Genomic DNA, 23,575 nt, shown 5'->3' with positions numbered 1-23,575 from the left:
TTGGAGTTCCGTTGAGAGATCGGGCGGCCGTCAGGCCGCGTTTGCCAAGGATGCCAGAGCCGCCAGCGCTTCGGCGATGCGCGCCCGTTCCGGCCCTTCCTGCAGTTCGACCAGGGGCAGGCGCGGCACCGCCGAACCCAGCCCCAGCGCCGGCAGGCCGGCCTTCACGGCGATCGGGTTGGGAGCGCAGTTCAACGCCTGAACCAGCGCGGCGAGGACATCGTCGCAGCGCGCGGTGGCGGCCGCGTCGCCCGCGGCCGCCGCGTCGCACAGCGCGCGGAAGGCCTTGGGCGCCAGGTTGGCCACCACCGAGATGGTGCCGGCCGCGCCGGCCAGCATGGCCTTGCCGGCGGTCGGGTCGTCACCGGACAGGTAGACGAAATCGGCGCGCGCAAGTTCCGCCAGGGCGTGGATGCGCTCGTCGCTGCCCACCGCTTCCTTGATGCCGACGATGGCCGGATGGTCGCGCAGCGCGGCCACCGTCTCCGGCAGCAGGTCGCAGCCGGTGCGGCCGGGCACGTTGTAGAGGATCACCGGCAGGCCGCCCTGCTCGGCCACCGCGAGGAAATGCCGGCGCAGGCCTTCCTGCGTGGGGCGCACGTAGAACGGCGCCACCACCAGCGCGACGTCCGCGCCCAGTTCGCGCGCGCGGCGGGTCAGCGCTACGGTCCTGGCCGTGCCTGCCTCGCCGGTGCCGGCGAGCACCGGGATGCGTCCGGCCACGCGTTTCACCGCGAAGGCCAGCAGGGTGTCGTATTCGTCGTGCTCGAGCATGTGGGCTTCGCCGGTGGAACCGGCCACCACCACGGCCTGCGTCCCGCCGGCGATCTGGTAGTCCAGCAGCCGCCCGAAGGCGTCCAGATCCAGCGCGCCGTCCGACGTGAACGGGGTCGCCAGGGCGCAGATGCTTCCACGAATCTTCAAGACATACTCCGGCCAGAAGCCAAGCCCTGCATGTTACTTGCGACCTCGGAGGGGCGACAAGTAAGCTCGCCGGGCCTTGCGCCGCCGTCCCGCGCTGCGCGGGTCCACGCTACAGGCCGACCTCCTTGAACCGTTCCTCGCGTACCGGCAACGACCACCAGCTGCTGATCCAGGCCCTGACCCCGTCGCCGCGCACTCCCCTGCTGAACCTGGCCCGCCGCATCGCCGATGCCGGCTGCAACCTGGCCGACGCGCGCGTGTCGACCATCGGCGTGGACACCTCGCTGACCCTGCTGGCCACCGGCTCCTGGGACGCGGTGGCGAAGCTGGAGTCCGCCCTGGCCAAGTTCGCGCGCGAAGAAGACGTGCACCTGATGCACTACCGCACCGACGGCCGCAGCCAGGCCTCGCGCCTGCTGCCCTACCTGGTGGAAGTGATCTCGGCCGACCGTCCCGGCATCCTGGTGCGCATCATCGATTTCTTCGACCGCCACGGCATCGCGGTGGAACAGCTGCACTCCATGCGCTACCAGGCCATGCAGACCGGCGCGGCGATGTTCCAGGCGCAGATCACGGTGGGCATTCCCGCCGACACGCACATCGCCGCCTTGCGCGACGACTTCCTGGAGTTCTGCGACGGCCTCAACCTGGATGCCATCATGGATCCGGTCAAGTTCTAAGCGCCTGGATTCCAGAGCGGGGCCGCCAAAAACTTCTTCCGGGCCCCAGCGCGAGGGAAAGCCAGCATGCCCCCGCCACGCCGCGGTTGGCAAGGGCTGTCATCCGCCGCCGCAGGCGCGCTAGTCTTGGCCCCGAAGAGGCAATACCGGAGGGCCGGCGCGCATGCAGTACGCAGATCGAGCGAGCACCATCGCACGACGCGCCGCCTTCCCCTCCGTGCCGGCCACCGGCCGCCAGCCTCACTCCCCCACTAAAACCACAAGACGAAGCCAGGTGCTGGCTTCGCAGGAGCAGTCATGCCAGACCTCGGCAAAAAAGCCCCCAAGCTCAAAGGCCCGCTCGGCGACGGCGGCGAGCTGAAACTCGACAGCCTCAAGGGCCAATGGGTGGTGGTGTACTTCTATCCCAAGGACAGCACGCCGGGCTGCACCAACGAAGCCAAGGACTTCCGCGATCTCTACCCGAAGTTCCGCAAGCGCAACGCCGAGGTGATCGGCGTCTCGCGCGACTCGGTCAAGTCGCACGCCAACTTCGCCGCCAAGCAGGAGCTGCCGTTCCCGCTGGTTTCCGACCCCGAGGAAACCTGGTGCCAGGCCTTCGACGTGATCCACGAGAAGGTGCTGTACGGAAAACGTCACATGGGTGTCGTACGAAGTAGCTTCCTGATCGATCCCGAAGGCAGGCTGGTGCAGGAATGGCGCAACGTCAAAGTCCCAGGTCACGCTCAAGCCGTGCTCGACGCCATCCCCGCCAAGTGAACCCTTCCGACCTATCCGCTCCGTCCCGTCGGCGCTCACCGCGCAGGCGGCACGGACGCGCATGTTCCGGCCCGCGGGGCCGGATTCCCACGGCATCCCGCATGCCGCGTTTTCTCAACCAGCACGCCAGCGAGGCAACTTCCGTATGACCGGAAGCAAGCGCATTTACGCTCTCGATACCAATGTTCTGCTGCACGATCCCACGTCGCTGTTCCGCTTCGAGGAGCACGACGTGTTCATCCCCATGACGGTGCTGGAGGAGCTGGACGAAAAGAAGAAAGGCGGCTCGGAAGTCTCGCGCAACGGCCGCCAGGTCAGCCGCTTCCTCAACGAGCTGATCGAGCGCGGCAATGGCCACGGCATCAGCAACGGGCTGGAATTGAGCAGCCCGCAGGGCATCAAGCTCAAACGCAACAACACGGTGGGCCGACTGTATTTCCAGCAGCGCGCCACCAACGGCCACGGCAAGGCCGACAACCTGATCCTGGCCGCGGTGATCGAGCTGCGCGACCAGAATCCCGACCGCGCGGTGATCCTGGTCAGCAAGGACATCAACCTGCGCATCAAGGCCAAGATCTACGGCATCGATGCGGAGGACTACGAGAACGACCGCGCGCTCGACGATTTCGCCCTGCTCTACACCGGCTCCACCGAACTGACCGAGGACTTCTGGGACCGCCACCCCGAAGTGCAGTCGTGGAACGAGCGCGGCCGCACCTTCTACAAGGTCAAGCGCCGCGACGACGAGGACTGGCATCCGAACCAGTGCCTGTTCCTGCCCGGCGACAACAGCGTCGAGCTGCGCGTGCTGCACGTCGACGAGGAAGAAGCCACCCTGGTGCTGCTGGACGACCACAGCCATGCCAACCATGCCGTGTGGGGCATCGCGGCGCGCAACCGCGAGCAGAACTTCGCGCTCAACGTGCTGATGGATCCGGACGTCGACTTCGTCACCCTGCTCGGCACCGCCGGCACCGGCAAGACCTTGCTCGCGCTGGCCGCCGGCCTGGCCCAGGTGATGGACCAGCAGCGCTACCGCGAGATCATCATGACCCGCGCCACGGTCTCGGTCGGCGAGGACATCGGCTTCCTGCCCGGCACCGAGGAAGAAAAGATGACGCCGTGGATGGGCGCGCTCACCGACAACCTCGAAGTGCTCGCCAACCCCGAGGAAGGCGGCAGCTGGGGCCGCCAGGCCACCAACGACCTGCTCGCCTCGCGCATCAAGATCCGCTCGCTGAACTTCATGCGCGGCCGCACCTTCCTGTCGCGCTACCTGATCATCGACGAGGCGCAGAACCTCACGCCGAAGCAGATGAAAACCCTGATCACCCGCGCCGGCCCCGGCACCAAGATCGTCTGCCTGGGCAACGTGGAGCAGATCGACACGCCCTACCTCACCGAAACGACCTCCGGCCTGACTTACGCGGTGGATCGCTTCAAGGGATGGGAACATTCGGCGCATATCACCTTGCGGCGCGGCGAGCGTTCGCGGCTGGCGGATTTCGCCTCGGAGGCTTTGTAGAATTAGAGCAACCTCACCCCTTCACCGTCATTCCGGCGTAGGCCGGAATCCAGTAGCGACCACGCCATGGACAGGCGACAACCCTGCGTCTACATGCTCTCCAGCGGACACAACGGCACCCTCTACACAGGCGTGACCAGCGACCTCCTGAAGCGCGTATGGCAGCATAAACATGGCGTGGTCGATGGTTTCTCCAGGCGATACGACACCCATGATCTCGTGTGGTACGAACTGCACGAGACCATGGAGTCGGCCATCCTCCGCGAGAAAGCCCTGAAGAACTGGAAGCGGCAGTGGAAGATTCGCCTTATCGAAGGCGAAAACCCTGAATGGAACGACCTTTACCCAGCGTTGCTGTAACTGGATTCCGGCCTGCGCCGGAATGACGAGCAAAAAAACGTGTCGACGAATCCCCCCTCCATCGCCCTCACCATCGCCGGCTCCGACTCCGGCGGCGGCGCCGGCATCCAGGCCGACCTCAAGGCCTTCCATGCGCGCGGCGTGCACGGCCTTTCCGCCATCGCTGCCATCACCTCGCAGAACACGCGCGGGGTCAGCGCCGTGCATCCGGTGCCGCTGGCGCATATCCGCAGCCAGCTCGATGCGGTGTTCGACGACTTCGCCATCGGCGCGGTGAAGACCGGCATGCTCGGCAACGCGGCGATCGTGCGGCTGGTGGCGCGCGAGCTGCGCCGGCGCCAGCCCGCGTGGCTGGTGGTGGATCCGGTGATGATCGCCACCAGCGGTGCGCGCCTGCTGGCGGAAGACGCGGTGCAGGCCGTGGTGCGCGAGCTGATCCCGCTGGCCGACGTGCTCACGCCCAATCTGCCGGAAGCCGAAGCCCTGCTCGGCTACTCCATCCGCAACGCCCGCGACTACGACCGCGCCGGCGGCGACCTGCGCGCGCTGGGCGCGCAGGCCGTGCTGCTCAAGGGCGGCCACGCCCGCGGCGGCGAGGTGGTGGACCGTTTCTACGACGCCGCCGGCGTGATGGAACTGCGCCACCCGCGCCTGCGCGTGGAAGGCCACGGCACCGGCTGCACGCTGGCCTCCGCGGTCGCCGCGGAACTGGCCAAGGGGCGCACGCCGCGCGCCGCGGTGCGCCAGGCGGTGGCCTATGTGCAGCGGGCGCTGGCCCAGGGCTACCGCCCCGGCAAGGGCGCGGTGCGGGTGCTGCGGCACTGAGCCTCAAGGCGGCGGCAGGCTTGGGAGTAGAATGGCGGCTGGTCTTTCCGCCTTCGCCGCCCACGACATGATCCTCGCTCCGCGCCTGATCCTGCTGCTCATCTTCGCCGTGTTCGCGCTGTGCGTGCTCGCGGTGCATCTGCGCGGCCGCTCGCGCCTGCGCTTCGACCGGCAGCTGGTCGACCATTCGGCGATCTTCGCGCCGTACAACCTGCTGATGTACACCTTCTCGGCGGTGCCGGCGCGGCCGATCCTGGACCGCCGCGGCTTCCCCCAGCTGGACCTGCTGCAGGCGAACTGGCAGGTCATCCGCGAAGAAGCCATGCACCTGTTCGACGAGGGCTTTATCCGTGCCGCGGAAAAGCACAACGACGCCAGCTTCAACAGCTTCTTCAAGCAGGGCTGGAAGCGCTTTTACCTGAAGTGGTACGGCGAGCCGCTGGCCTCGGCCGAGGCGCTGTGCCCGGAGACGGTGAAGCTGCTCAACGCCATTCCCAGCGTGAAGGCGGCGATGTTCGCCCTGCTGCCGCCGGGCAGCAAGCTCAATCCGCACCGCGATCCGTTCGCCGGTTCGCTGCGCTATCACCTGGGTCTCATCACGCCCAACTCCGAGGACTGCCGCATCTTCGTCGACGGCGAGATCCACGCCTGGGGCGACGGCAAGGACGTGGTGTTCGACGAAACCTACGTGCACTGGGCCGAGAACCGCACCGACCAGACCCGCGTGATCCTGTTCGCCGACGTCGAGCGCCCGCTGCGCACGCGCCTGATGACCGCGGTCAATCGCCGCGTCGGCGCCTTCATGGGCAAGATCACCGCTTCGCCCAATACCGAATCGCCGGAGGAGAAGACCGGCTTCGTCAATCGCATGTTCGCGCTCAACCAGCGCTCGCGCGAACGCAGCCGGGCCTTCAAGAAGCGCAGCCCCCGGCTGTTCCGGGTGCTGAAATACATCGGCATCGTGCTGATGATCTGGCTGGTGTTCCTGGCCCCGTATCCGTTCTTCCGCTGAGGCGGTCACGTTCCGCCCGCCTGGCGCGTCCTGGCCTTGTCATCCACGCTCAGGAGCCGCCCATGGACCCGCAGACCGCCTTGTTCCAGCAGCATCGCCAGCGCCTGTTCGGCCTGGCCTACCGCATGCTCGGCCGCCCGGCCGATGCCGAAGACGTGCTGCACGACGCCTGGCTGCGCTGGCACGAGCAGGACACCTCCACCCTGGACGACCCGGAAGCCTGGCTGGTCACCGTCACCACCCGCCTCGCCCTGGACCGCCTGCGCCGCGCCAAGACCGAGCGCGAGCACTACACCGGCCCCTGGCTGCCCGAGCCGCTCGAACCGATGGACGAAGCGCCATCGGAACAGCTCGAACGCGCCGAGACGCTGAGCCTTTCGTTCCTGCTGCTGCTCGAGCGGCTCAGCCCCGAGGAACGCGCGGCGTTTCTGCTGAAGGAAGTGTTCGACTACAGCCACGCCGAGGCCGCCGCCATCCTGGGCATCGCCGAGGACGCCTGCCGCCAGCGCGTGCATCGCGCGAAGACGCGGCTGCGCGAAGGACGCCCGCGCTTCAACGTGGACCATTCGATGCAGCAGCGCATGCTGCAGCGCTTCCTCGCCGCGATGGACCGCCCGGATCTCGATTCGCTGCGCGCGCTGTTCGCCGAGGACGCCGTGCATATCTCCGACGGCGGCGGCGTGGTGCGCGCGGTGCTGCGTCCGCTGTACGGGCAGGATCGCGTGGCGCGGCTGTATCGCCAGATCGCGCTGCATTCCGGCGGCCCGGAAACCGTGCGCCAGCTGAGCCAGCTCAATGGCGCGCCGGCGTTGCTGATCTGGACCGGCGGCCGCCTCACTTCCGCGCTGTGGGTGGAGTGCGATGGCGAGCGGATCACCGCGATTCACTCGATCCGCCATCCGGAAAAACTCGCGCGGCTGGAAGCGGTCACGAAACGCGCGGCGTCTGCGTCCTTGCATTGAAGAGCGGCCATTGCGGCCGTTCCCTTTCAAGGAAACCGCCATGTCCCGCTTCAATATCGCCCATCACTTCAAGTCGCTGCAGCCGCTGTTCGTGCTGAGCAAGAACCTCAAGTCCGGCGGCCTGGAGCCGGCCATGATCGAACTGGTGCTGACCCGCGTTTCGCAAATCAACGGCTGCTGCTACTGCCTGGACATGCACACCAAGGACGCGCGCGCCGCCGGCGAAACCGAGCAGCGCCTGTACCTGCTGGCCGGCTGGCGCGAAGCGGCGTGCTACAGCGAACGCGAACGCGCGGCTCTGGCCTGGGCCGAGGCGCTGACCCGCCTGGTGCCCGGCGACTCGGTGCCGGACGCGCTGTACCAGCAGACCAGCCAGCTGTTCAACGAGAAGGAGCTGGTCGACCTGACCTTGCTGGTCACGCTGATCAACAGCTGGAACCGCATCAACCTGGCGGCGCATACGGCGGGCGGGGATTACCAGCCGGGGATGTTCGGCTGAGCAGGGCTCGTCATGCCGGCGCAGGCCGGAATCCAGTGGTGAAAGCGCCGCAATAGAAGCGGAAAACCACCCAGCGCTTTCGCGATAATCGTGTGGCATCGTTACTGGATTCCAGCCTGCGCCGGAATGACGGCAGAAAAGAAAAAAGCCGCGGCAAACGCCGCGGCTTTTTCGTGAAACGGCGGAAAACTCAGGCCGCTTTGACGCGCTTGACGATGGCGTCGCCGAAGCTGTCGGTATTGCCCTTGCCGCCCAGGTCCGGGGTGACGGCGTCGCGGTCGTTGGTCAGGGTGTCGCGGATGGCCGCGCGCACCTTGTTGCCCTTCTCCGCCATGCCCAGGTGGTCGAGCATGTCCGCCGCCGCCAGCAGCAGCGCGCAGGGGTTGGCGACGCCCTTGCCGGCGATGTCCGGCGCCGAGCCGTGCACGGCCTCGAAAATCGCCGCGCCCGCGCCGATGTTGTCGCCCGGGGCCAGGCCCAGGCCGCCGACCAGGCCGGCGCACAGGTCGGACAGGATGTCGCCGAACAGGTTGGTGGTGACGATCACGTCGAACTGCTCGGGCCTCATCACCAGCTGCATGCAGGTGTTGTCCACGATCATCTCGTTGAACTCGATGTCGGGATATTCCTTGGCCACTTCGCGGGCCACATTGAGGAACAGGCCCGAGCTGGTCTTCATGATGTTGGCCTTGTGCACGGCCGTGATCTTCTTGCGGCCCTTCTGGCGCGCCATCTCGAAGGCGTACTTGACGATGCGCGTGCTGCCCTTGCGGGTGTTGCGCACCATCGAGGTGGCGACCTCGCCGTCTTCGGACAGGGTCTGGCCTTCGGACAGGTAGGCGCCTTCGGTGTTCTCGCGCACCGTGATGATGTCGATGTTCTCGAAGCGCGCCTTGGTGCCCGGGAAGCTGATCGCCGGACGCACGTTGGCGTACAGGTCGAAGTGGCGGCGCAGGGTGACGTTGATCGAGGTGAAGCCGCCGCCGATCGGCGTGGTCAGCGGGCCCTTCAGGGCGATCTTGTGCCTGGCGATGGCGTCCAGCGTGTCCTTGGGCAGCAGGTCGCCGTGCTTCTCCAGCGCCACCATGCCGGCGTCGACGAACTCGTAGGACAGGCCGCAGTCCAGGGCGTCGAGCACGCGCAGCGTCGCCTTCATGATCTCCGGGCCGATGCCGTCACCCGGGATTACGGCGATGGTCTTGCTCATGGGGGAACTCCTTGGAGGAAAGAAATCGGGCGGCGCGGCGGGGGAAGGCCGGCCGAAAAATCCTATGAATTATCCCCGATGCCGGCAGGAGCGGCCAGTGCGGGCGCCCGCCGCGGCGTTGCAAATCCTCGTACGGAGCATTTCGCAAACTCGCATGGTGGCCCGGAGCCGGGCCGGGATTAGGGAATAGAGAATGGGGAATAGGTAAAAACGCCGCCCCGCCAGCTTGTCGGGGGGCGGGCTCGTCCTATTCTCTATTCCCGATTCCCTATTCCCGCCCTTCGAGCTGGTCCAGGAAGTCCACCGCGCGGCGCAGGTGCGGGATCACGATGGAACCGCCCACCACCAGGCCGACGCTGAAGGTCTCGAAGAATTCCTCGCGGCTGACCCCGGCTTCCTTGCACTGGGCCACGTGGTAGCTGATGCAGTCGTCGCAGCGCAGCACCATCGAGGCGACCAGGCCGAGCAGTTCCTTGGTTTTGACGTCCAGGGCGCCGGGCTTGTAGGTCTGCGTGTCCAGGGCGAAGAAGCGGCGCACGACCTGGTTGTCCTCGGCCAGGATGCGTTCGTTCATGCGCTGGCGGAACGCGGTGAACTCGGCCACGCGGTCCTTGCTCTTGTCCGCACCGTTGTCATGGTCGCTCATGCCGCGCTCCCCAGCAGCTGGGCCAGCTTGCCGCTGCGGTCGGCGGCGACCAGGTCGTCGAAGCCGCCGACGTGCTGGTCGTTGATGAAGATCTGCGGCACCGTGCGGCGGCCGCCGCTGCGCTGGAGCATTTCGTCGCGGCGCGCCGGATCGGTGTCGACCATCACCTCGGTCCACTCCAGTCCCTTGGATTTCAGCAGGTTCTTGGCGGATACGCAGTAGGGGCAGTAACCGGTCGAATAGACCTCGATCTTGGGCACGACGGACTCCGGAAAAGAAACGGCGATGGCGGCCTAACTGGGGGCCATGGCCCCTGAAAACAAGCCGCCTGAGACGGTGAACCGGACCCATGGGACGCGGTCACAAGTGCTATTGTCACCTACCTATGCGCATGGCACCACGTACCGTTACCACCCGTCTGGCGACCGCCCTGGCCTGCGCCCTGCTGAGCTTCGGCGCGGGCGCCCAGGACACCAATGTCCGCCTGCCGGACCTGGGCAGTTCCGCCAACGCCCTGGTCTCCCCGCAGGAGGCGCAGGAATACGGCGCCGCCATGCTGCGCCAGATGCGTTCGATGGACATGGTGGTCGACGACGCCTTGCTCGACGACTACATCAACGACCTCGGCTACCGCCTGGTCGCCGCCAGCGACAAGCCCAAGGACCACTTCTCCTTCTTCATCGTGAAGGAGGACGTGATCAACGCCTTCGCCGCCCCCGGCGGCTATATCGCGGTGAACTCGGGCCTGATCGACATCACCAACAGCGAAAGCGAACTGGCCGGCGTGATCGCGCACGAGATCGGCCACATCACGCAGAACCACCTGCAGCGCGCGTTCGAGTCCTCGAAAAAAGATGCGCCGCTGATGGCCCTGGTGCTGCTGGGCGCGATCGCCGCCGGCGCCGGCGCGCATGCCGGCGACGCCGCCGGCGCGGTGCTGATGGGCGGCCAGGGCCTGATGCTGCAGCGGCAGATCAACTTCACCCGCAAGGACGAGGTCGAGGCCGACCGCGCCGGCATCCAGACGCTGTCCAACGCCGGCTACGATCCCAACGCCATGGCCACCTTCTTCGAGCGCATGCAGGACACCCTGCGCGCCGGCGCGGGCGGCGACCGCGACGTGCCCGAACTGCTGCAGACCCACCCGGTGACGCTGTCGCGCATCAGCGACGCCAAGTCGCGCGCCGACGCCCTGGCCGCGCAGCAGAAGCTGCGTCCCACCGCGCCCACGCTCACCAAGACGCAGTGGGAAAAAAGCACCGCGCCGATCGCCTACGTGAAAGACCCGACCGTGCTGGCCGGCGCGCGCGGGCAGAAGGACGGCCTGGACACCTATGCGCTGATGCGCGAGCGCGTGCGCGTGCTGTCCGGCGACGCGCTGCCGCTCAGCACCTACTACGCGAACAACCTGGACAAGCACCAGGAATTCAACACGCCGGCCAACCACTACGGCTATGCGCTCGCGCTTACCCGCAGTGGCCGCGGCGCCAAGGCGGTGGAGGAACTGCAGCCGCTGCTGAAGAACCATCCGGACAACCAGATCGTGCAGCTGGCCATGGCCGACGCGAAACTGCAGTCCGGCCAGCGCGGCGAGGCGCTGGCGATGTATGCCACGCTCAACGGGCAGTCGCCGCGCAACCGCGCCATCGCGCTGGGCTATGCGCATGCGCTCACCGAAGGCGGCAGCCATGCGGATGCCGTGCAGGCCGCCGACATGCTGCGCCCGATGCTGGACAACGCCGACGAGCCCGAGCTCTACCGCAGCTACGCCCGCGCCAGCGAGAAAGCCGGTGAGGCGATCCGCGCGGGCGAGGCCTATGCCGACGCCAGCTATCTGTCCGGCCGCCCGTTCGACGCCATGGAACAGCTCAAGCGCCTGCTCAAGCGCCAGGACCTGGACTACTACGCCCGCGCCCGCATCCAGGCCCGCATCGCCGACCTCACTCCGCTGGTGATGGAGCTGCGCAAGCGCCGCGTGCAGACCGAAGACAACCCGGACGGCCGCACCCAGCAGCTGCAGCAGCAGCCGAACCAGGCCTGCGCCGGCCGCCTGTGCTTCAGCGCGGGGCGCTGAAAGCCCGCCGGCACCCCGCCGCCGGGGCCAAAAATCGACGATTTCGTTGCGTTCTCGTGAAATGTCATAGGGGCGTAACATTGAATCGTTGCAATATTTGCGTCACAGGCCCCCAAGCGGACCCCTACGCGTGCACAAGCGCATTCTTATCGTCGAAGACGAAGCTTCGATCCGCGACATGGTCGCCTTCGCTCTGCGCAAGGCCGGCATGGACGCAGTCCACGCCGCCGATGCCCGGGCTGCCCAGATCGCCATCGCCGAACAGGTCCCCGACCTGATCCTGCTCGACTGGATGCTTCCGGGCACCAGCGGCCTGGAACTGGCCCGGCGCCTGCGCAAGGAAGAACTGAGCCGGGAAGTCCCGATCATCATGCTCACCGCCCGCGGCGAGGAGATGGACCGGGTCAACGGCCTGGAAGCCGGCGTCGACGACTACGTGGTCAAGCCCTTCTCCACCCGCGAGCTGATCGCCCGCATCAAGGCGGTACTGCGCCGCAGCCAGGGCGACGACGGCTCGGGCATGGTGGAGCTGGGCGGCCTGCGCATCGACGGCCCGGCCCACCGCGTGTTCGCCGGCGAGGACTCGGTGCCGATCGGCCCGACCGAATACCGCCTGCTGTACTTCTTCATGACCCATCCGGAGCGCGTCTACTCGCGCGCGCAGCTGCTCGACCACGTGTGGGGCGGCAGCGTGTACGTGGAGGAGCGCACCGTCGACGTGCATATCCGCCGCCTGCGCAAGACGCTGGAGCCGTGGAAGCTGGACGAGATGGTGCAGACCGTGCGCGGCGCGGGCTACCGTTTCTCGGCCAGCGTCTAAGCGCCCGCCGGCGATTGCCGGGCCGGCGGCGGCTGTCGACAGCATTTGCCGATATGCTTGCCCGCCTTGTGGCGACCATGGCCCGACTGCATGCCTGAGCCGTTCGATCGTTCGTGGAAACTGCCGGCCGCCCTCGCGGCCGGCCTCGTGCTGGGCGGCCTGATCGGCGCCTGGGCGGGCGACCGCGCGGTGCTTGGCGTGGCGCTTGTCGCTATCGCGGAAACCGTCTTGCTGCTGACCCGAATCCGTCATGAAACACGGCACATCATGCCGCCGCACCCCACCATCAGCCCCCTGCAGCATGACCGCTTCATGACGCGTTCCCGTCGCATTGCCTCCAGTTTGCGCGATCTGCGCAGCGCCGCCGGCAGCCTGCCGGATGCCGTCGTGCTGCTCGACAACGAGCAGCACGTGCGCTGGTTCAATCACGCCGCCGAAGACCTGCTCGGCCTGCGCCGCCCGCAGGACCGCGGCATCCACCTGCATGAGCGCCTGGGCACCACCGAGCTGGCCGGCTGGCTGCAGGACGGCGCGCACGAGCCGCTCAACGACGTGGTCGCGCCCGGCCATCCGAACCGGCACATCAATGTCACCCTGCTGCCGTTCGGCCGCCGCCAGCGCCTGCTGCTGGCGCGCGACATCAGCCACCTGACCCGGCTGGAGCAGATCCGCCGCGACTTCGTGGCCAATGTGTCGCACGAGCTGCGCACGCCGCTGACGGTGATCCACGGCTATCTGGAACTGATCGATCCGGAAGACGTGCCGGAACTGGCGCCGGTGCTCGGCGAGATGCGCGCGCAGTCCAAGCGCATGGGCCAGATCGTGGAAGACCTGCTCACCCTGTCGCGCCTGGAAACCCAGGACCACGTCACCGACGAACGCGTGCCGATGTCGCCGCTGCTGGCCACCGTGCGTAAGGAAGCCGAGGCGCTGAGCCAGGGCCGCCACCATATCGCGGTGGAAAACACCGCCGAGGCCGACCTGCTGGGTTCGTCCAAGGACTTGCACAGCGCGCTGTCCAACCTGGTCAGCAATGCCGTGCGCTACACCCCCACCGGCGGCAACATCACCATCCGCTGGAAGCGCACCCCGGAAGGCGCCACCTATTCGGTCAGCGACACCGGCTTCGGTATCCCCGCCGCACACCTGGCCCGCCTGACCGAGCGCTTCTACCGCGTCTCCTCCAGCCGCTCGCGCGACAGCGGCGGCACGGGGCTGGGCCTGTCGATCGTCAAGCACGTGCTGAACCTGCACCAGGCCAGGCTGGAGATCCAGAGCGAGCCGGGCCAGGGGTCGACGTTCTCGTGCTGCTTCGGGCATGAGCGGCTGTTGAAGCCGGGCGGCCCGGACGAGGCCTGAGGACTTACTCCCTCTCCCCTCCGGGGAGAGGGCTGGGGTGAGGGGGCGGGCGGAGCGGCCAAGCAGGAGCGGCAAGCGCGCCTCGCCCTGTCGATCTTCCACCGCAAGCCCCGGCCCCTCATCCGGCTGCCGCCACCTTCTCCCCGGAGGGGAGAAGGATTCGATTTGGCGAAGCCAGATGAATCCCACATCACACTACGCGGCACCGCCGCATGAGCTTGCGCCCCGCATCGGCCAGAATGCCGCGATGCGCCGTAAACCGTCCTCGTCGTCCCCCGTGATCGACCACACCATCGACCCCGCCGCCCCCGAGCTGTACCTCAGCCGCGAGCTGGCCGCGCTGGAATTCAATTTCCGCGTGCTGGCCCAGGCCCGCGACACCGCCGTGCCGCTGCTGGAGCGCCTGCGTTTCCTCAGCATCGTGGCCAATAACCTCGACGAGTTCTTCGAGGTGCGCGTGGCCATGCTCAAGCATCACCACAGCTTCGGCTCGGCCGCACCGGGGCCGGACGGCATTCCCTCCGGCGAGCTGCTGGCGCGCATCCGCAAGCGCGTGCTGGACCTGGTCGACGCGCAGTACACCACCTGGCAGCACGAGCTCAAACCCGCGCTGGACGCCGAGGAGATCCATTTCCTCACCCGCGACCGCTGGACCGAGCGCCAGCGCCGCTGGCTGCAGGGCTATTTCGAAAACGAAGTGCTGCCGGTGCTGTCGCCGCTGGGCCTGGACCCGGCGCATCCGTTCCCGCGCATCCTCAACAAGACGCTCAACCTCGCCGTGGTGCTGAAGGGCCGCGACGCCTTCGGCCGCGAAGGCCACATGGCCCTGGTGCGCGCGCCGCGCTCGCTGCCGCGGATCATCCGCCTGCCCAACGAGGTCTGCGGCGAGGGCGACCATTTCGTGTTCCTGGCCGAGCTGCTGCAGGGCTTCGTCGACCAGATGTTCCCCGGCTTCAAGGTGGCCGGCTCGTACCAGTTCCGCGTCACGCGCAACAGCGAGCTGATGGTCGAGGAAGCCGAGGTGGAGAACCTGGCGCGCGCGCTGAGCGAGGAACTGCTCGGCCGCGGCTATGCCAAACCGGTGCGGCTGGAGATCGGCGCGGATTGCCCGAAGGCGATCGTGTCGATGCTGATCGCCAACTTCGAGCTGGAAGAGAACGACGTCTACCGCTGCGACGGCCCGGTCAACATCATCCGCGCCGGCAGCGTGTACGACAGCCTGGACCGCCCCGCGCTGAAGTTCCCGCGCTTCACCCCGCAGCTGCCCAAGGCCTTCGACGCCAGCAAGTGCAAGTTCGAGGTGCTGCGCGAGCGCGACGTGCTGCTGCACCATCCGTATGAGTCCTTCATGACCGTGGTGGAACTGCTCGGCCAGGCCGCGCAGGACCCGAGCGTGCTGGCGATCAAGCAGACCCTGTACCGCGCCGGCGCCGACACGCCGCTGGTGGACCTGCTGGTGGAAGCGGCGCGCAACGGCAAGGACGTCACCGTGGTGATCGAGCTGCGCGCGCGCTTCGACGAGGAGGCCAACATCCGCCTCGCCACGCGCCTGCAGGAAGCCGGCGTGCAGGTGGTATACGGCGTGGTGGGCTACAAGACCCACGCCAAGATGCTGCTGATCGTGCGCCGCGAAGGCGAGGTGCTGCGCCGCTACGTGCACCTTTCCACCGGCAACTATCACCAGGCCAACAGCCGCGCCTATACCGACATCGGCCTGATGACCGCGCAACCGGAGATCGGCGAGGACCTGCACAAGGTCTTCCAGCAGCTCTCCGGCTTAGGTCCCATGATCCAGCTCAAGCGCCTGCTGCATTCGCCGTTCACGCTGTACAAGAGCGTGGTGGCCAAGATCGAACGCGAAACCGCGCATGCCCGGGCCGGCAAGCCGGCGCGTATCGTGGCCAAGCTCAACGCGCTGAACGAGGCGCACGTGATCGAGGCGCTGTACCGCGCCTCGCAGGCGGGGGTGGAGATCGACCTGATCGTGCGCGGCGCCTGCACTCTGCGGCCGGGGCTGGCGGGCGTATCCGAGCGTATCCGCGTGCGTTCCATCGTCGGCCGCTTCCTGGAGCACAGCCGGGTGTACTGGTTCGCCAACGACGGCGCGCCGGAAACCTATTGCGCCAGTGCGGACTGGATGGAGCGCAACCTGATGCGCCGCATCGAGGTGGCCTTCCCCATCCTCGAACCGGCGCTGGCCCAGCGCGTGTACGACGAAACCCTGGCCAACTATCTGGCGGACAACACCCAGGCCTGGCTGCTGGACAGCGAGGGCCGCTACACCCGCGCCGAGGCCGGCGACGCCGCGCCGCACAGCGCGCAGGAGTATCTGCTGAACAAGCTCAGCCCCACGGTGCCCAAGGCCGTCCGCGGCTGAGGTGCCGCGGACTGACGCAGGCCGGCGCCTGCGTGCGAGAATTCGTACTCAATCGCACGGAATACGAGCCCCGGATGATTCAAGGCGAGCAGTCCCCGATCAAGGATGGCGAGCTGATCGCCGCCATCGATATGGGTTCCAACAGCTTTCACATGGTCGTGGCGCGGGTGGAGCATGGCGAACCCCGGGTGATCGACCGCCTGCGCGACACCGTGCGCATGGCCGCCGGCCTGCGCGCCGACGGCACGCTGGACGCCGAGCACCGCGCGCGGGCGCTGAACTGCCTGGCCCGCTTCGGCCAGCGCATCGCCGGCCTGCCCTCGGCCCGGGTGCGCGCGGTGGCCACCAATACGGTGCGCCGGCTGGCTTCGCCGCAATCCTTCCTGACCGCCGCCGAGACCGCGCTGGGCCATCCGGTGGAAATCGTCTCCGGCCGCGAGGAAGGCCGCCTGATCTTCCTGGGCGCCTCGCACGACCTGCCCGCCTCGCGCGAGAACCGCCTGGTGATCGACGTCGGCGGCGGCAGTACGGAATTCATCATCGGCCGCGGCCTGGCCCCGATGCACACCGAAAGCGTACAGGCCGGCTGCATCGCCTCGACCATGCGCTTCTTTCCCGGCGGCAAGCTCAATCGCAAGCGCTGGCAGCGCGCCACCGGCGAGCTGGGCGTGCTGCTGCAGCAGTTCGCCGAGGATTACCGCGAGGCCGGCTGGGTGGATGCCTTCGGCTCCTCCGGCACGGCCAAGGCGATCGGCGGCGTGGTGCAGGCCATGAAGTTCTCCGACGACGGCATCACGCCGGCCTCGCTGGCCCAGCTGCGCGACGCCCTGCTGGCCCAGGGCCAGATCGGCGCGCTGAAGCTGCCGGGCCTGTCCGACGACCGCGCGCCGGTGATTGCCGGCGGCGTGGTGATCTTCGAAGCCGCCTTCGAGGCGCTGGGCATCCAGCGCATGCGCGTGTGCGAAAGCTCGATGCGCGAAGGCCTGCTGTGGGACCTGCTGGGCCGCGCCGGCGGCACCGACCCGCGCACCGCCAGCATCGACGCGCTGGCCGCGCGCTACGGCGTGGACCGCGCCCAGGCGCGGCGCGTGGAATCCACCGCGCTGATGCTGTTCGACCAGGTGGCCAAGAGCTGGAAGCTGGACGGCGAGGCGCGCGAATGGCTGTCGTGGGTGTCGCGCGTGCACGAGATCGGCCTGGCCATCGCGCACAGCCAGCACCATCACCATGGCGCCTACATCCTGCGCCACGCCGACCTGGCCGGCTTTTCGCGCCAGGAGCAGCAGTTGCTTGCCGCCGTGGTGGAGGCGCATCGCCGCAAGCCGGAGAAGACCTTGTTCTCCGCCCTGCCGCAGCGCTACCGCGCCCTGGCCCGGCAGATCACCGCCCTGCTGCGCCTGGCCGTGCTGTTCCGCCGCGCGCGCCGCGCCGAATCGCTGCCGCAGATGCGCCTGGCCGCCACCGCCCAGCGCCTGCGCCTGGGGCTGCCGGCGGCCTGGATCGAACAGCATCCGCTGACCGAGGCGGACCTGGAGCAGGAGCGCCCGCCGATGGCCGAACTGGGCCTCACCCTCGACCTGACCACCTTCTGATCGTGCGGCCCGCGTTTTCCTGCGCCGACGCTCTTAAGGCCACCCTCACCGGCGCCGCGTATCATGCGCGGATGCCTGACGCCGCCCGACACGCCATGCGACGAATCCTTAGCCTTCTTGCCCTGCTCGCCCTGCCCTTCGCGCTCTCCGCCCAGGCGGTGAAGCAGGCGCCGGCCGCGACGCCGTCCAACCTGCCGCATCCGCAGGTGGTGCTGCACACCACGGTGGGCGACATCACGGTGGAGCTGTATCCGGACAAGTCGCCCAAGAGCGTGGCGAACTTCCTGCAGTACGTGCGCGAAGGCTTCTACAGCGGCACGGTGATGCACCGCGCGATCGCCGGCTACATGGTGCAGGGCGGGCTGTACACGCGCGACCTGCAGCCCAAGCGCACGCATTCGGCGATCGCCAGCGAGGCGGACAACGGCCTTTCCAATCTGCGCGGCACGCTGGCCGTGGCGCGCGGGGCGGATCCGAATTCGGGCACCTCGCAGTTCTTCTTCAACCTGGTGGACAACCGCCGGCTGGACTACGTCGGCAACCAGAGCGGGCTGACCTGGGGCTTTGCCGTGTTCGGCAAGGTGGTGAAGGGCATGGACGTGGTCGACAAGATCGCCGGGCTGCCGACGCGGGCGCTGGGGCCGTTTGCCAATGACGTGCCGAATCCGTTGCCGGTGGTGGACAGCGCCTATGTGATCGGCGAGGAGGCACCGGCGCGTGCGGCGAGCGCGGCGACACCTCCGGCTGCTGCGCCTGCCGCCCCCGCTGCGAAGCCCGCGCCTAAGAAAGGGACCAAGGGCTGATGCATACGTTGTTCATTGCCGATCTGCATCTGGATGCGGCGCGGCCGCGGATCACGCGATTGTTCGAGGAGTTTCTGGCCAGCGACGAAGCGCGTGGTGCGGATGCGGTGTACATCCTCGGCGATCTGGTGGAGGCGTGGATCGGCGATGACGACGACGCGGAACTGCCGGCGCGGATTGCTGCCGCGACGAAGGCGCTGAGCGATGCCGGGGTGCCGGTGTATTTCATGGTGGGCAACCGGGATTTTCTGCTGGGCGAGAAGTTTGCGCGGCGGGCGGGGTTTAGCTTGCTGGAGGATGGCACCGTGCATGACTTGTACGGGCGGCCTACCCTGCTGATGCATGGGGATGTGTTGTGTACCGATGATGTGGCTTATCAGGCGGTGCGGAAGCAGGTGCGGACGGCGGAATGGCAGGCGCAGATTCTGGCGATGCCGTTGGAGGCGCGTAGAGCGTTTGCGGCGAAGGCGAGAGAGGATAGTAAGGCGCATACCGGGAGCACCATGGAGACGATCATGGATGTCAACGCCGGTGCGGTGGCTGAGGCGATGGTGCGTGCCGGGGTGACGCGGTTGATTCATGGGCATACGCATCGGCCAGCGGTGCATGGTTTCGAGCTGGATGGGAAGGCGGCTGAGCGGATCGTGCTGGGGGATTGGTATGAGCACGGGTCGGTGTTGAAGGTGACGCCGAGCGAAGTCGAGTTGCGGGGATTGGCGGTCGGCTCCTAGTTCGTCATTCCGGCGTAGGCCGGACGAGCGCGCAACGCGAAGAACGCCCGAAGGGCGGCCCCGAAAGGGGCGAGCGCAGCGAGTCATCCAGTGGCAGTGCGCTGTGGGTAAGCATGGGCCTTCAAGAGACTAGCTCTCGACTAAACGTTCTTCGCGAAATGCAAAACGCCCCGTTGGGGCGTTTTTTGTTTTGGGCTTCGGTGTGCGGTGCGCTTTGCCGTGACGCGTGGGATTGTTGGGCCCATCCATGGGCCCAACCCCTTCGCGCTGCGCGCTGCGGGGCCAGCCTGCGGCTGTCCAAATTTGTTCCTGACAAATTTGTCGAACCGGTTGCTCGGCATAGCCGAGCAACCGGTTCTCTGTACCCTCTCTCTCCGCCAGATACGCAAAACGCCCCGAAAGGGGCGTTTTGCGTATCTGGCGGAGAGAGAGGGATTCGAACCCTCGATAAGGCTTTTGACCCTATACTCCCTTAGCAGGGGAGCCCCTTCGGCCTCTCGGGCATCTCTCCATTTTTGTCCGCATTTCTGCGGAGCCGGCAAGGATACCGGCCGATGGGTCTTTCGTAAAGCCTTCAGACGGTCAGTGGCTGTCGGAGCCGCCGTCTTCAGGTTTGTGCTCGTTCTGGATCCGCTGATAGATCTCTTCGCGATGCACGGCTACGTTCTTGGGCGCGTTGATGCCGATACGCACCTGATTGCCCTTCACGCCCAGGACGGTGACGGTCACCTCGTCGCCGATCATCAGGGTTTCGCCGACCCTGCGGGTCAGAATCAACATGTTTGCCACTCCATGAAAGCTATGTGGTCACAGGCCAGCGGATGGTGAAACCTCACCCCTGAGCTACACCATCCGAGTTTCGACGAACCATCGAAGGCCCTACCGCCTTCCCCGGCACAACGGCGTTCGCTCGAGAGCGGCCGCCGGCTGGCTACGCCACAACGCGCGTAGCCGACATTCGACCGATACTAGCCGAGCGCGCGCGGGCTGCGCAATGCGCTGGGCCTATGGCATGTGGTCTATTCACCTAGGTTTTATCAATTCAGACGCGAGCCAATCCATGCCGGCAAAGCAGCCAGCAAGGCAGGCAGCGCGGCGGTGTCGGAGCCGCCGCCCTGGGCCATGTCGGCGCGGCCGCCGCCCTTGCCGTCGATCTGGCTCGCCACGTGCGCGACGACGTCGCCGGCCTTGACGCGGCCGAGCGCCTTGCCGTTGACGCCAGCCACCAGCGACACGCGTCCGTCGGCGGCGCCGGCGAGCAGCACCACGCAGTCGGCGAGCTGCTGCTTGAGCTGGTCCATGCTGTCGCGCAGCGCCTTCGCGTCGAGGCCTTCCAGGCGGGCGGCGACGACCTTGATGCCATCGACGTCCTGCGCGGCGGCGGCCAGGGCGGCGGTAGCCGAGCCGGCGGCCTTGGCGCGCATGGATTCGAGTTCGCGTTCGAGCTTCTTCTGCTTGTCCAGCAGCTGGCGCAGCTTGTCGACCACTTCCTCGCCGCTGGTCGACAGCAATTGGGACAATTCCCCAAGGCGGCGCTCTTCGTCGGTGACATAGGCAAGCGCACCGGCGCCGGTCACCGCTTCGATGCGGCGCACGCCGGAAGCCACGCCGGCCTCGCTGACGATCTTGAACAGACCGATGTCGCCGGTGCGGCCCACGTGGGTGCCGCCGCACAGCTCGGTGGAGAAGTCGCCCATGCGCAGCACGCGCACTTCGTCGCCGTACTTCTCGCCGAACAGCGCCATCGCGCCGAACTCGATCGCCTGGTTGTAACCCATGTGATGCACTTCGGCCTGCGCGTTGCGGCGTACCTCGGCATTGACCAGGTCTTCGATGCGCGACAGTTCCTCGCGCGATACCGGCTTGAAGTGCGCGAAGTCGAAGCGCAGGCGCTCCGGCGCCACCAGCGAGCCCTTCTGCGTGACGTGCTCGCCCAGCACTTCGCGCAGCGCGGCGTGCAGCAAGTGGGTAGCGGAGTGGTTGAGCACGATGGCCTGGCGGCGCGCGCCGTCGACCAGCGCGTCCACCGCATCGCCCACGCGCAGCGGCTGCGCGCCCTGCCACTGGCCGGCATGGCCGAAGAACACACCGCCCATCTTGAGCGTGTCGGCCACGTCGAAGCGGCCGGCGCCGTTGGCGAGGCTGCCGGTGTCGCCGACCTGGCCGCCGGATTCGGCGTAGAACGGCGTGCGGTCCAGGATCACCAGGCCTTCCTCGCCCTGCGCCAGCTGCTGCAGCTGGATGCCGTCGCGCACAATGCCCACCACTTGGCAGCCCTGCGCCGAGATGGCGTCGTAGCCAAGGAATCCGGTGGGCTTGAGCTGGCTGGCCAGTTCCGCCGGCATGTTGCCCTTGGCCTTGAAGCTGCCGCCCTTGCGGCCGCGCTCCTTCTGCTCTTCCATCGCGCGGTCGAAACCTTCCATGTCCACCGACATGCCGCGCTCGCGCGCGATGTCGGCGGTGAGGTCGACCGGGAAGCCGTAGGTGTCGTACAGGCGGAACGCGTCGGCGCCGGGAATGCTGCTGCCGGACTTGCCTGCCACCTCGTCGAACAGGCGCATGCCGTGCTCCAGCGTTTCGCCGAAGCGCTGCTCCTCGGTGCGCAGCGCCTCTTCCACGAAGGCCTGCTTCGCGGCGAGGTCCGGATAGGCCGCGCCCATTTCCTCGACCAGCGGCTTGACCATCTTCCAGAAGAAATCGCCGCGCACGCCCAGCATCCAGCCGTGCCGCAGCGCGCGGCGGATGATGCGGCGGAGCACGTAGCCGCGGCCTTCGTTCGAGGGCAGCACGCCGTCGACGATCAGGAAGGAGCAGGCACGGATATGGTCGGCGATCACGCGCAGCGACTTGTTCGCCAGATCCGCCGTGGCGGTGAGTTCGCCGGCCACCTTGATCAGGTGCGCGAACAGATCGATCTCGTAGTTGGAATGCACGTGCTGCAGCACCGCCGCCACGCGCTCCAGGCCCATGCCGGTATCCACGCACGGGGCCGGCAGCGGCGACAGCGTGCCGTCGGGCGCGCGGTCGAACTGCATGAACACCAGGTTCCAGATTTCGATGTAGCGGTCGCCGTCCTCGTCCGGCGAACCGGGCGGGCCGCCGGCGATGTCCGGACCGTGGTCGTAGAAGATCTCGGTGCAGGGACCGCAGGGGCCGGTATCGGCCATCTGCCAGAAATTGTCGGAAGCGAACGGCGCGCCCTTGTTGTCGCCGATGCGCACGATGCGCTCGGCCGGCACGCCCAGCTCCTTGTGCCAGATGTCGTAGGCCTCGTCGTCGGTGTGATAGACGGTGACCCACAGTTTTTCCGCCGGCAGCTTGAACACGCCGGTCAGCAGCTCCCAGGCGTACTGGATGGCGTCGCGCTTGAAGTAGTCGCCGAACGACCAGTTGCCCAGCATCTCGAAGAAGGTGTGGTGGCGCGCGGTGTAGCCCACGGCGTCCAGGTCGTTGTGCTTGCCGCCGGCGCGCAGGCAGCGCTGCACGTCGGCCGCGCGCTTGTACGGCAGCTTCTCGCTGCCCAGGAACACGTTCTTGAACGGCACCATGCCCGAGTTGGTGAACAGCAGGGTCGGGTCGCTGGCCGGCACCAGCGAGCTGGACGGCACGATGGTGTGGCCCTTGGAGCGGAAGAATTCGAGGAAGGTGGAGCGGATGTCGGCCGTCTTCATTGCGTGCGGATCGTCGGAGTGGGCGCCGTGGAGGCCACGCCGCGACGCAGCCGGGCGATCAGTCGCTTTCGTCGGCCAACTCGTCCACTTCGGCGTGGGTAAGACCTCTTACTGTGGCGGCGGCAAAGCCCCGACGCAAGAGAAACTGCGCCCGGCGCTGCTTTTCGGCCGGGTCCGATGCGGGTTTGCCGCCATAGCGGCGGCGCAGCTGCGCGGCGGCCGACTCGGCCCAGTCCACCTCCGCGGCGTCCAGCAGCGCGCGGATGCGTGCGTCGGACAGGCCGTGGCTCTTGAGCTCCGCGCGCAGGCGCGCGGGGCCGTAGCCCTGGGCGGCGCGGCTGCGCACCAGCATCTCGCCGAAGCGTTCGTCGTCCTGGTAGTGCTGGGCGCCAAGGCGGTCCAGCGCCGCGCTGGCCTCATCGGCCTCGTAGCCGCCCTGGCGCAGCTTGCGCCCCAGCTCGCGGCGGGAATGCTCGCGGCGCGCGAGCATGCCCAGGCCCTTGGCGTAGGCCGTGGCCTTGTCCTTTTTCCCGGCGGGTTTCTTGTCGCTGGAGCGGTCTTTCGGCATGCGTGGCTGTACGTCTCAGCAGACCAGGTCGATCAGGCCGAACCAGAGCGCCCCGACCAGGCCGACCACCGCACCGATGGCCAGGCCGACGGCGGCGACCACGGCTTGCGCCACCAGCCGCGCCGTCAGGCTGCGGCGGAGGGGAATGGCGGGGGTTTCGGTGATGGCCATGCGCTGTCTC

General features: G+C 67.6%; 23 protein-coding genes and 1 tRNA gene. 15 read left to right on the top strand and 9 right to left on the bottom strand.

Going from position 1 to position 23,575, the window contains the following annotated elements:
- Positions 1 to 30 precede the first annotated feature (30 nt).
- Positions 31 to 924: a 4-hydroxy-tetrahydrodipicolinate synthase gene (gene dapA / locus FHW85_RS01610; protein ID WP_168647097.1), complete on the bottom strand. Its 894-nt coding sequence runs from the start codon at positions 922 to 924 to the stop codon at positions 31 to 33.
- Between the two features lie 125 nt (positions 925 to 1,049).
- On the opposite strand from dapA, the gene FHW85_RS01605 reads away from it, so the two are divergent.
- The 8 genes from FHW85_RS01605 (at position 1,050) to FHW85_RS01570 (ending at position 7,546) form a co-directional block, all read left to right on the top strand.
- A complete protein-coding gene (locus FHW85_RS01605) occupies positions 1,050 to 1,604 on the top strand; it encodes a glycine cleavage system protein R (protein WP_243868001.1) in 555 nt (184 codons plus the stop codon).
- Positions 1,605 to 1,901: 297 nt separating this feature from the next.
- The gene (locus FHW85_RS01600) at positions 1,902 to 2,363 is read left to right on the top strand and encodes a peroxiredoxin (RefSeq protein ID WP_167254405.1); all 462 of its coding nucleotides are present in this window, start codon (positions 1,902 to 1,904) and stop codon (positions 2,361 to 2,363) included.
- Positions 2,364 to 2,508: 145 nt separating this feature from the next.
- Positions 2,509 to 3,888: a PhoH family protein gene (locus FHW85_RS01595; RefSeq protein ID WP_167254403.1), complete on the top strand. Its 1,380-nt coding sequence runs from the start codon at positions 2,509 to 2,511 to the stop codon at positions 3,886 to 3,888.
- Positions 3,889 to 3,954: 66 nt separating this feature from the next.
- Complete coding sequence (locus tag FHW85_RS01590) at positions 3,955 to 4,248, top strand: GIY-YIG nuclease family protein (protein ID WP_168647096.1); 294 nt, start codon at positions 3,955 to 3,957, stop codon at positions 4,246 to 4,248.
- A gap of 39 nt (positions 4,249 to 4,287) precedes the next feature.
- Entirely contained in the window at positions 4,288 to 5,073 is a 786-nt protein-coding gene (gene thiD, locus FHW85_RS01585) for a bifunctional hydroxymethylpyrimidine kinase/phosphomethylpyrimidine kinase (RefSeq protein ID WP_168647095.1), read from the top strand.
- An 85-nt stretch (positions 5,074 to 5,158) separates the two neighbouring features.
- Positions 5,159 to 6,085, top strand: coding sequence for an aspartyl/asparaginyl beta-hydroxylase domain-containing protein (locus FHW85_RS01580; protein WP_279589716.1), 927 nt, complete (start codon positions 5,159 to 5,161; stop codon positions 6,083 to 6,085).
- 62 nt (positions 6,086 to 6,147) lie between these two features.
- Entirely contained in the window at positions 6,148 to 7,047 is a 900-nt protein-coding gene (sigJ, locus tag FHW85_RS01575) for an RNA polymerase sigma factor SigJ (RefSeq protein WP_167254397.1), read from the top strand.
- 40 nt (positions 7,048 to 7,087) lie between these two features.
- Complete coding sequence (locus FHW85_RS01570; protein ID WP_167254395.1) at positions 7,088 to 7,546, top strand: carboxymuconolactone decarboxylase family protein; 459 nt, start codon at positions 7,088 to 7,090, stop codon at positions 7,544 to 7,546.
- Positions 7,547 to 7,736: 190 nt separating this feature from the next.
- Here the strand turns inward: FHW85_RS01570 and FHW85_RS01565 are convergent, their stop codons facing one another.
- The 3 genes from FHW85_RS01565 to grxC all read right to left on the bottom strand — a co-directional run bounded on the left by FHW85_RS01565 (position 7,737) and on the right by grxC (position 9,659).
- The gene (locus FHW85_RS01565) at positions 7,737 to 8,753 is read right to left on the bottom strand and encodes an isocitrate dehydrogenase (protein ID WP_167254393.1); all 1,017 of its coding nucleotides are present in this window, start codon (positions 8,751 to 8,753) and stop codon (positions 7,737 to 7,739) included.
- A gap of 268 nt (positions 8,754 to 9,021) precedes the next feature.
- Positions 9,022 to 9,399 (bottom strand): carboxymuconolactone decarboxylase family protein, encoded by a 378-nt coding sequence (locus tag FHW85_RS01560; protein ID WP_168647094.1) that lies wholly within the window; start codon positions 9,397 to 9,399, stop codon positions 9,022 to 9,024.
- The gene (gene grxC, locus FHW85_RS01555) at positions 9,396 to 9,659 is read right to left on the bottom strand and encodes a glutaredoxin 3 (protein ID WP_167254389.1); all 264 of its coding nucleotides are present in this window, start codon (positions 9,657 to 9,659) and stop codon (positions 9,396 to 9,398) included. The genes FHW85_RS01560 and grxC overlap by 4 nt, the downstream gene beginning before the upstream one ends.
- 125 nt (positions 9,660 to 9,784) lie before the next feature.
- Here grxC and FHW85_RS01550 point away from each other — a divergent pair, with 125 nt between their 5' ends.
- From FHW85_RS01550 to FHW85_RS01520, 7 genes are all read left to right on the top strand, one after another.
- On the top strand, positions 9,785 to 11,473 hold the full coding sequence (locus tag FHW85_RS01550; protein ID WP_168647093.1) for a M48 family metalloprotease: 1,689 nt from the start codon (positions 9,785 to 9,787) through the stop codon (positions 11,471 to 11,473).
- 130 nt (positions 11,474 to 11,603) lie between these two features.
- Complete coding sequence (phoB, locus tag FHW85_RS01545; protein WP_026636248.1) at positions 11,604 to 12,293, top strand: phosphate regulon transcriptional regulator PhoB; 690 nt, start codon at positions 11,604 to 11,606, stop codon at positions 12,291 to 12,293.
- 90 nt (positions 12,294 to 12,383) lie between these two features.
- Positions 12,384 to 13,652: a phosphate regulon sensor histidine kinase PhoR gene (gene phoR, locus FHW85_RS01540; protein WP_168647092.1), complete on the top strand. Its 1,269-nt coding sequence runs from the start codon at positions 12,384 to 12,386 to the stop codon at positions 13,650 to 13,652.
- 247 nt (positions 13,653 to 13,899) lie between these two features.
- Positions 13,900 to 16,029, top strand: a complete 2,130-nt coding sequence (ppk1, locus tag FHW85_RS01535) for a polyphosphate kinase 1 (RefSeq protein ID WP_168647091.1) — start codon at positions 13,900 to 13,902, stop codon at positions 16,027 to 16,029.
- A gap of 74 nt (positions 16,030 to 16,103) precedes the next feature.
- Complete coding sequence (locus FHW85_RS01530) at positions 16,104 to 17,621, top strand: Ppx/GppA phosphatase family protein (protein WP_167254383.1); 1,518 nt, start codon at positions 16,104 to 16,106, stop codon at positions 17,619 to 17,621.
- Between the two features lie 95 nt (positions 17,622 to 17,716).
- A complete protein-coding gene (locus tag FHW85_RS01525; RefSeq protein ID WP_167254381.1) occupies positions 17,717 to 18,424 on the top strand; it encodes a peptidylprolyl isomerase in 708 nt (235 codons plus the stop codon).
- A complete protein-coding gene (locus tag FHW85_RS01520; protein WP_168647090.1) occupies positions 18,424 to 19,155 on the top strand; it encodes a UDP-2,3-diacylglucosamine diphosphatase in 732 nt (243 codons plus the stop codon). Before FHW85_RS01525 ends, FHW85_RS01520 begins: the two co-directional genes overlap by 1 nt.
- Before the next feature lie 418 nt (positions 19,156 to 19,573).
- On the opposite strand, the gene FHW85_RS01515 is transcribed toward FHW85_RS01520, so the two are convergent.
- From FHW85_RS01515 to FHW85_RS01495, 5 genes are all read right to left on the bottom strand, one after another.
- Positions 19,574 to 19,666: transfer RNA gene (locus FHW85_RS01515), tRNA-Ser, on the bottom strand.
- A gap of 71 nt (positions 19,667 to 19,737) precedes the next feature.
- On the bottom strand, positions 19,738 to 19,935 hold the full coding sequence (gene csrA, locus FHW85_RS01510) for a carbon storage regulator CsrA (protein ID WP_167254377.1): 198 nt from the start codon (positions 19,933 to 19,935) through the stop codon (positions 19,738 to 19,740).
- Between the two features lie 257 nt (positions 19,936 to 20,192).
- Complete coding sequence (gene alaS, locus FHW85_RS01505) at positions 20,193 to 22,826, bottom strand: alanine--tRNA ligase (protein WP_168647089.1); 2,634 nt, start codon at positions 22,824 to 22,826, stop codon at positions 20,193 to 20,195.
- Between the two features lie 58 nt (positions 22,827 to 22,884).
- Positions 22,885 to 23,394: a regulatory protein RecX gene (locus FHW85_RS01500; RefSeq protein ID WP_167254373.1), complete on the bottom strand. Its 510-nt coding sequence runs from the start codon at positions 23,392 to 23,394 to the stop codon at positions 22,885 to 22,887.
- Between the two features lie 15 nt (positions 23,395 to 23,409).
- Entirely contained in the window at positions 23,410 to 23,565 is a 156-nt protein-coding gene (locus tag FHW85_RS01495) for a hypothetical protein (protein ID WP_168647088.1), read from the bottom strand.
- Positions 23,566 to 23,575: the final 10 nt, after the last annotated feature.

The sequence above is a fragment of the Dyella sp. SG609 genome (assembly GCF_012275375.1).
Taxonomy (GTDB): Bacteria; Pseudomonadota; Gammaproteobacteria; order Xanthomonadales; family Rhodanobacteraceae; genus Dyella_D; species Dyella_D marensis.
Note: the sequence above shows the minus strand (reverse complement) of the source record. Positions and strands in the feature narration are given on the sequence as shown.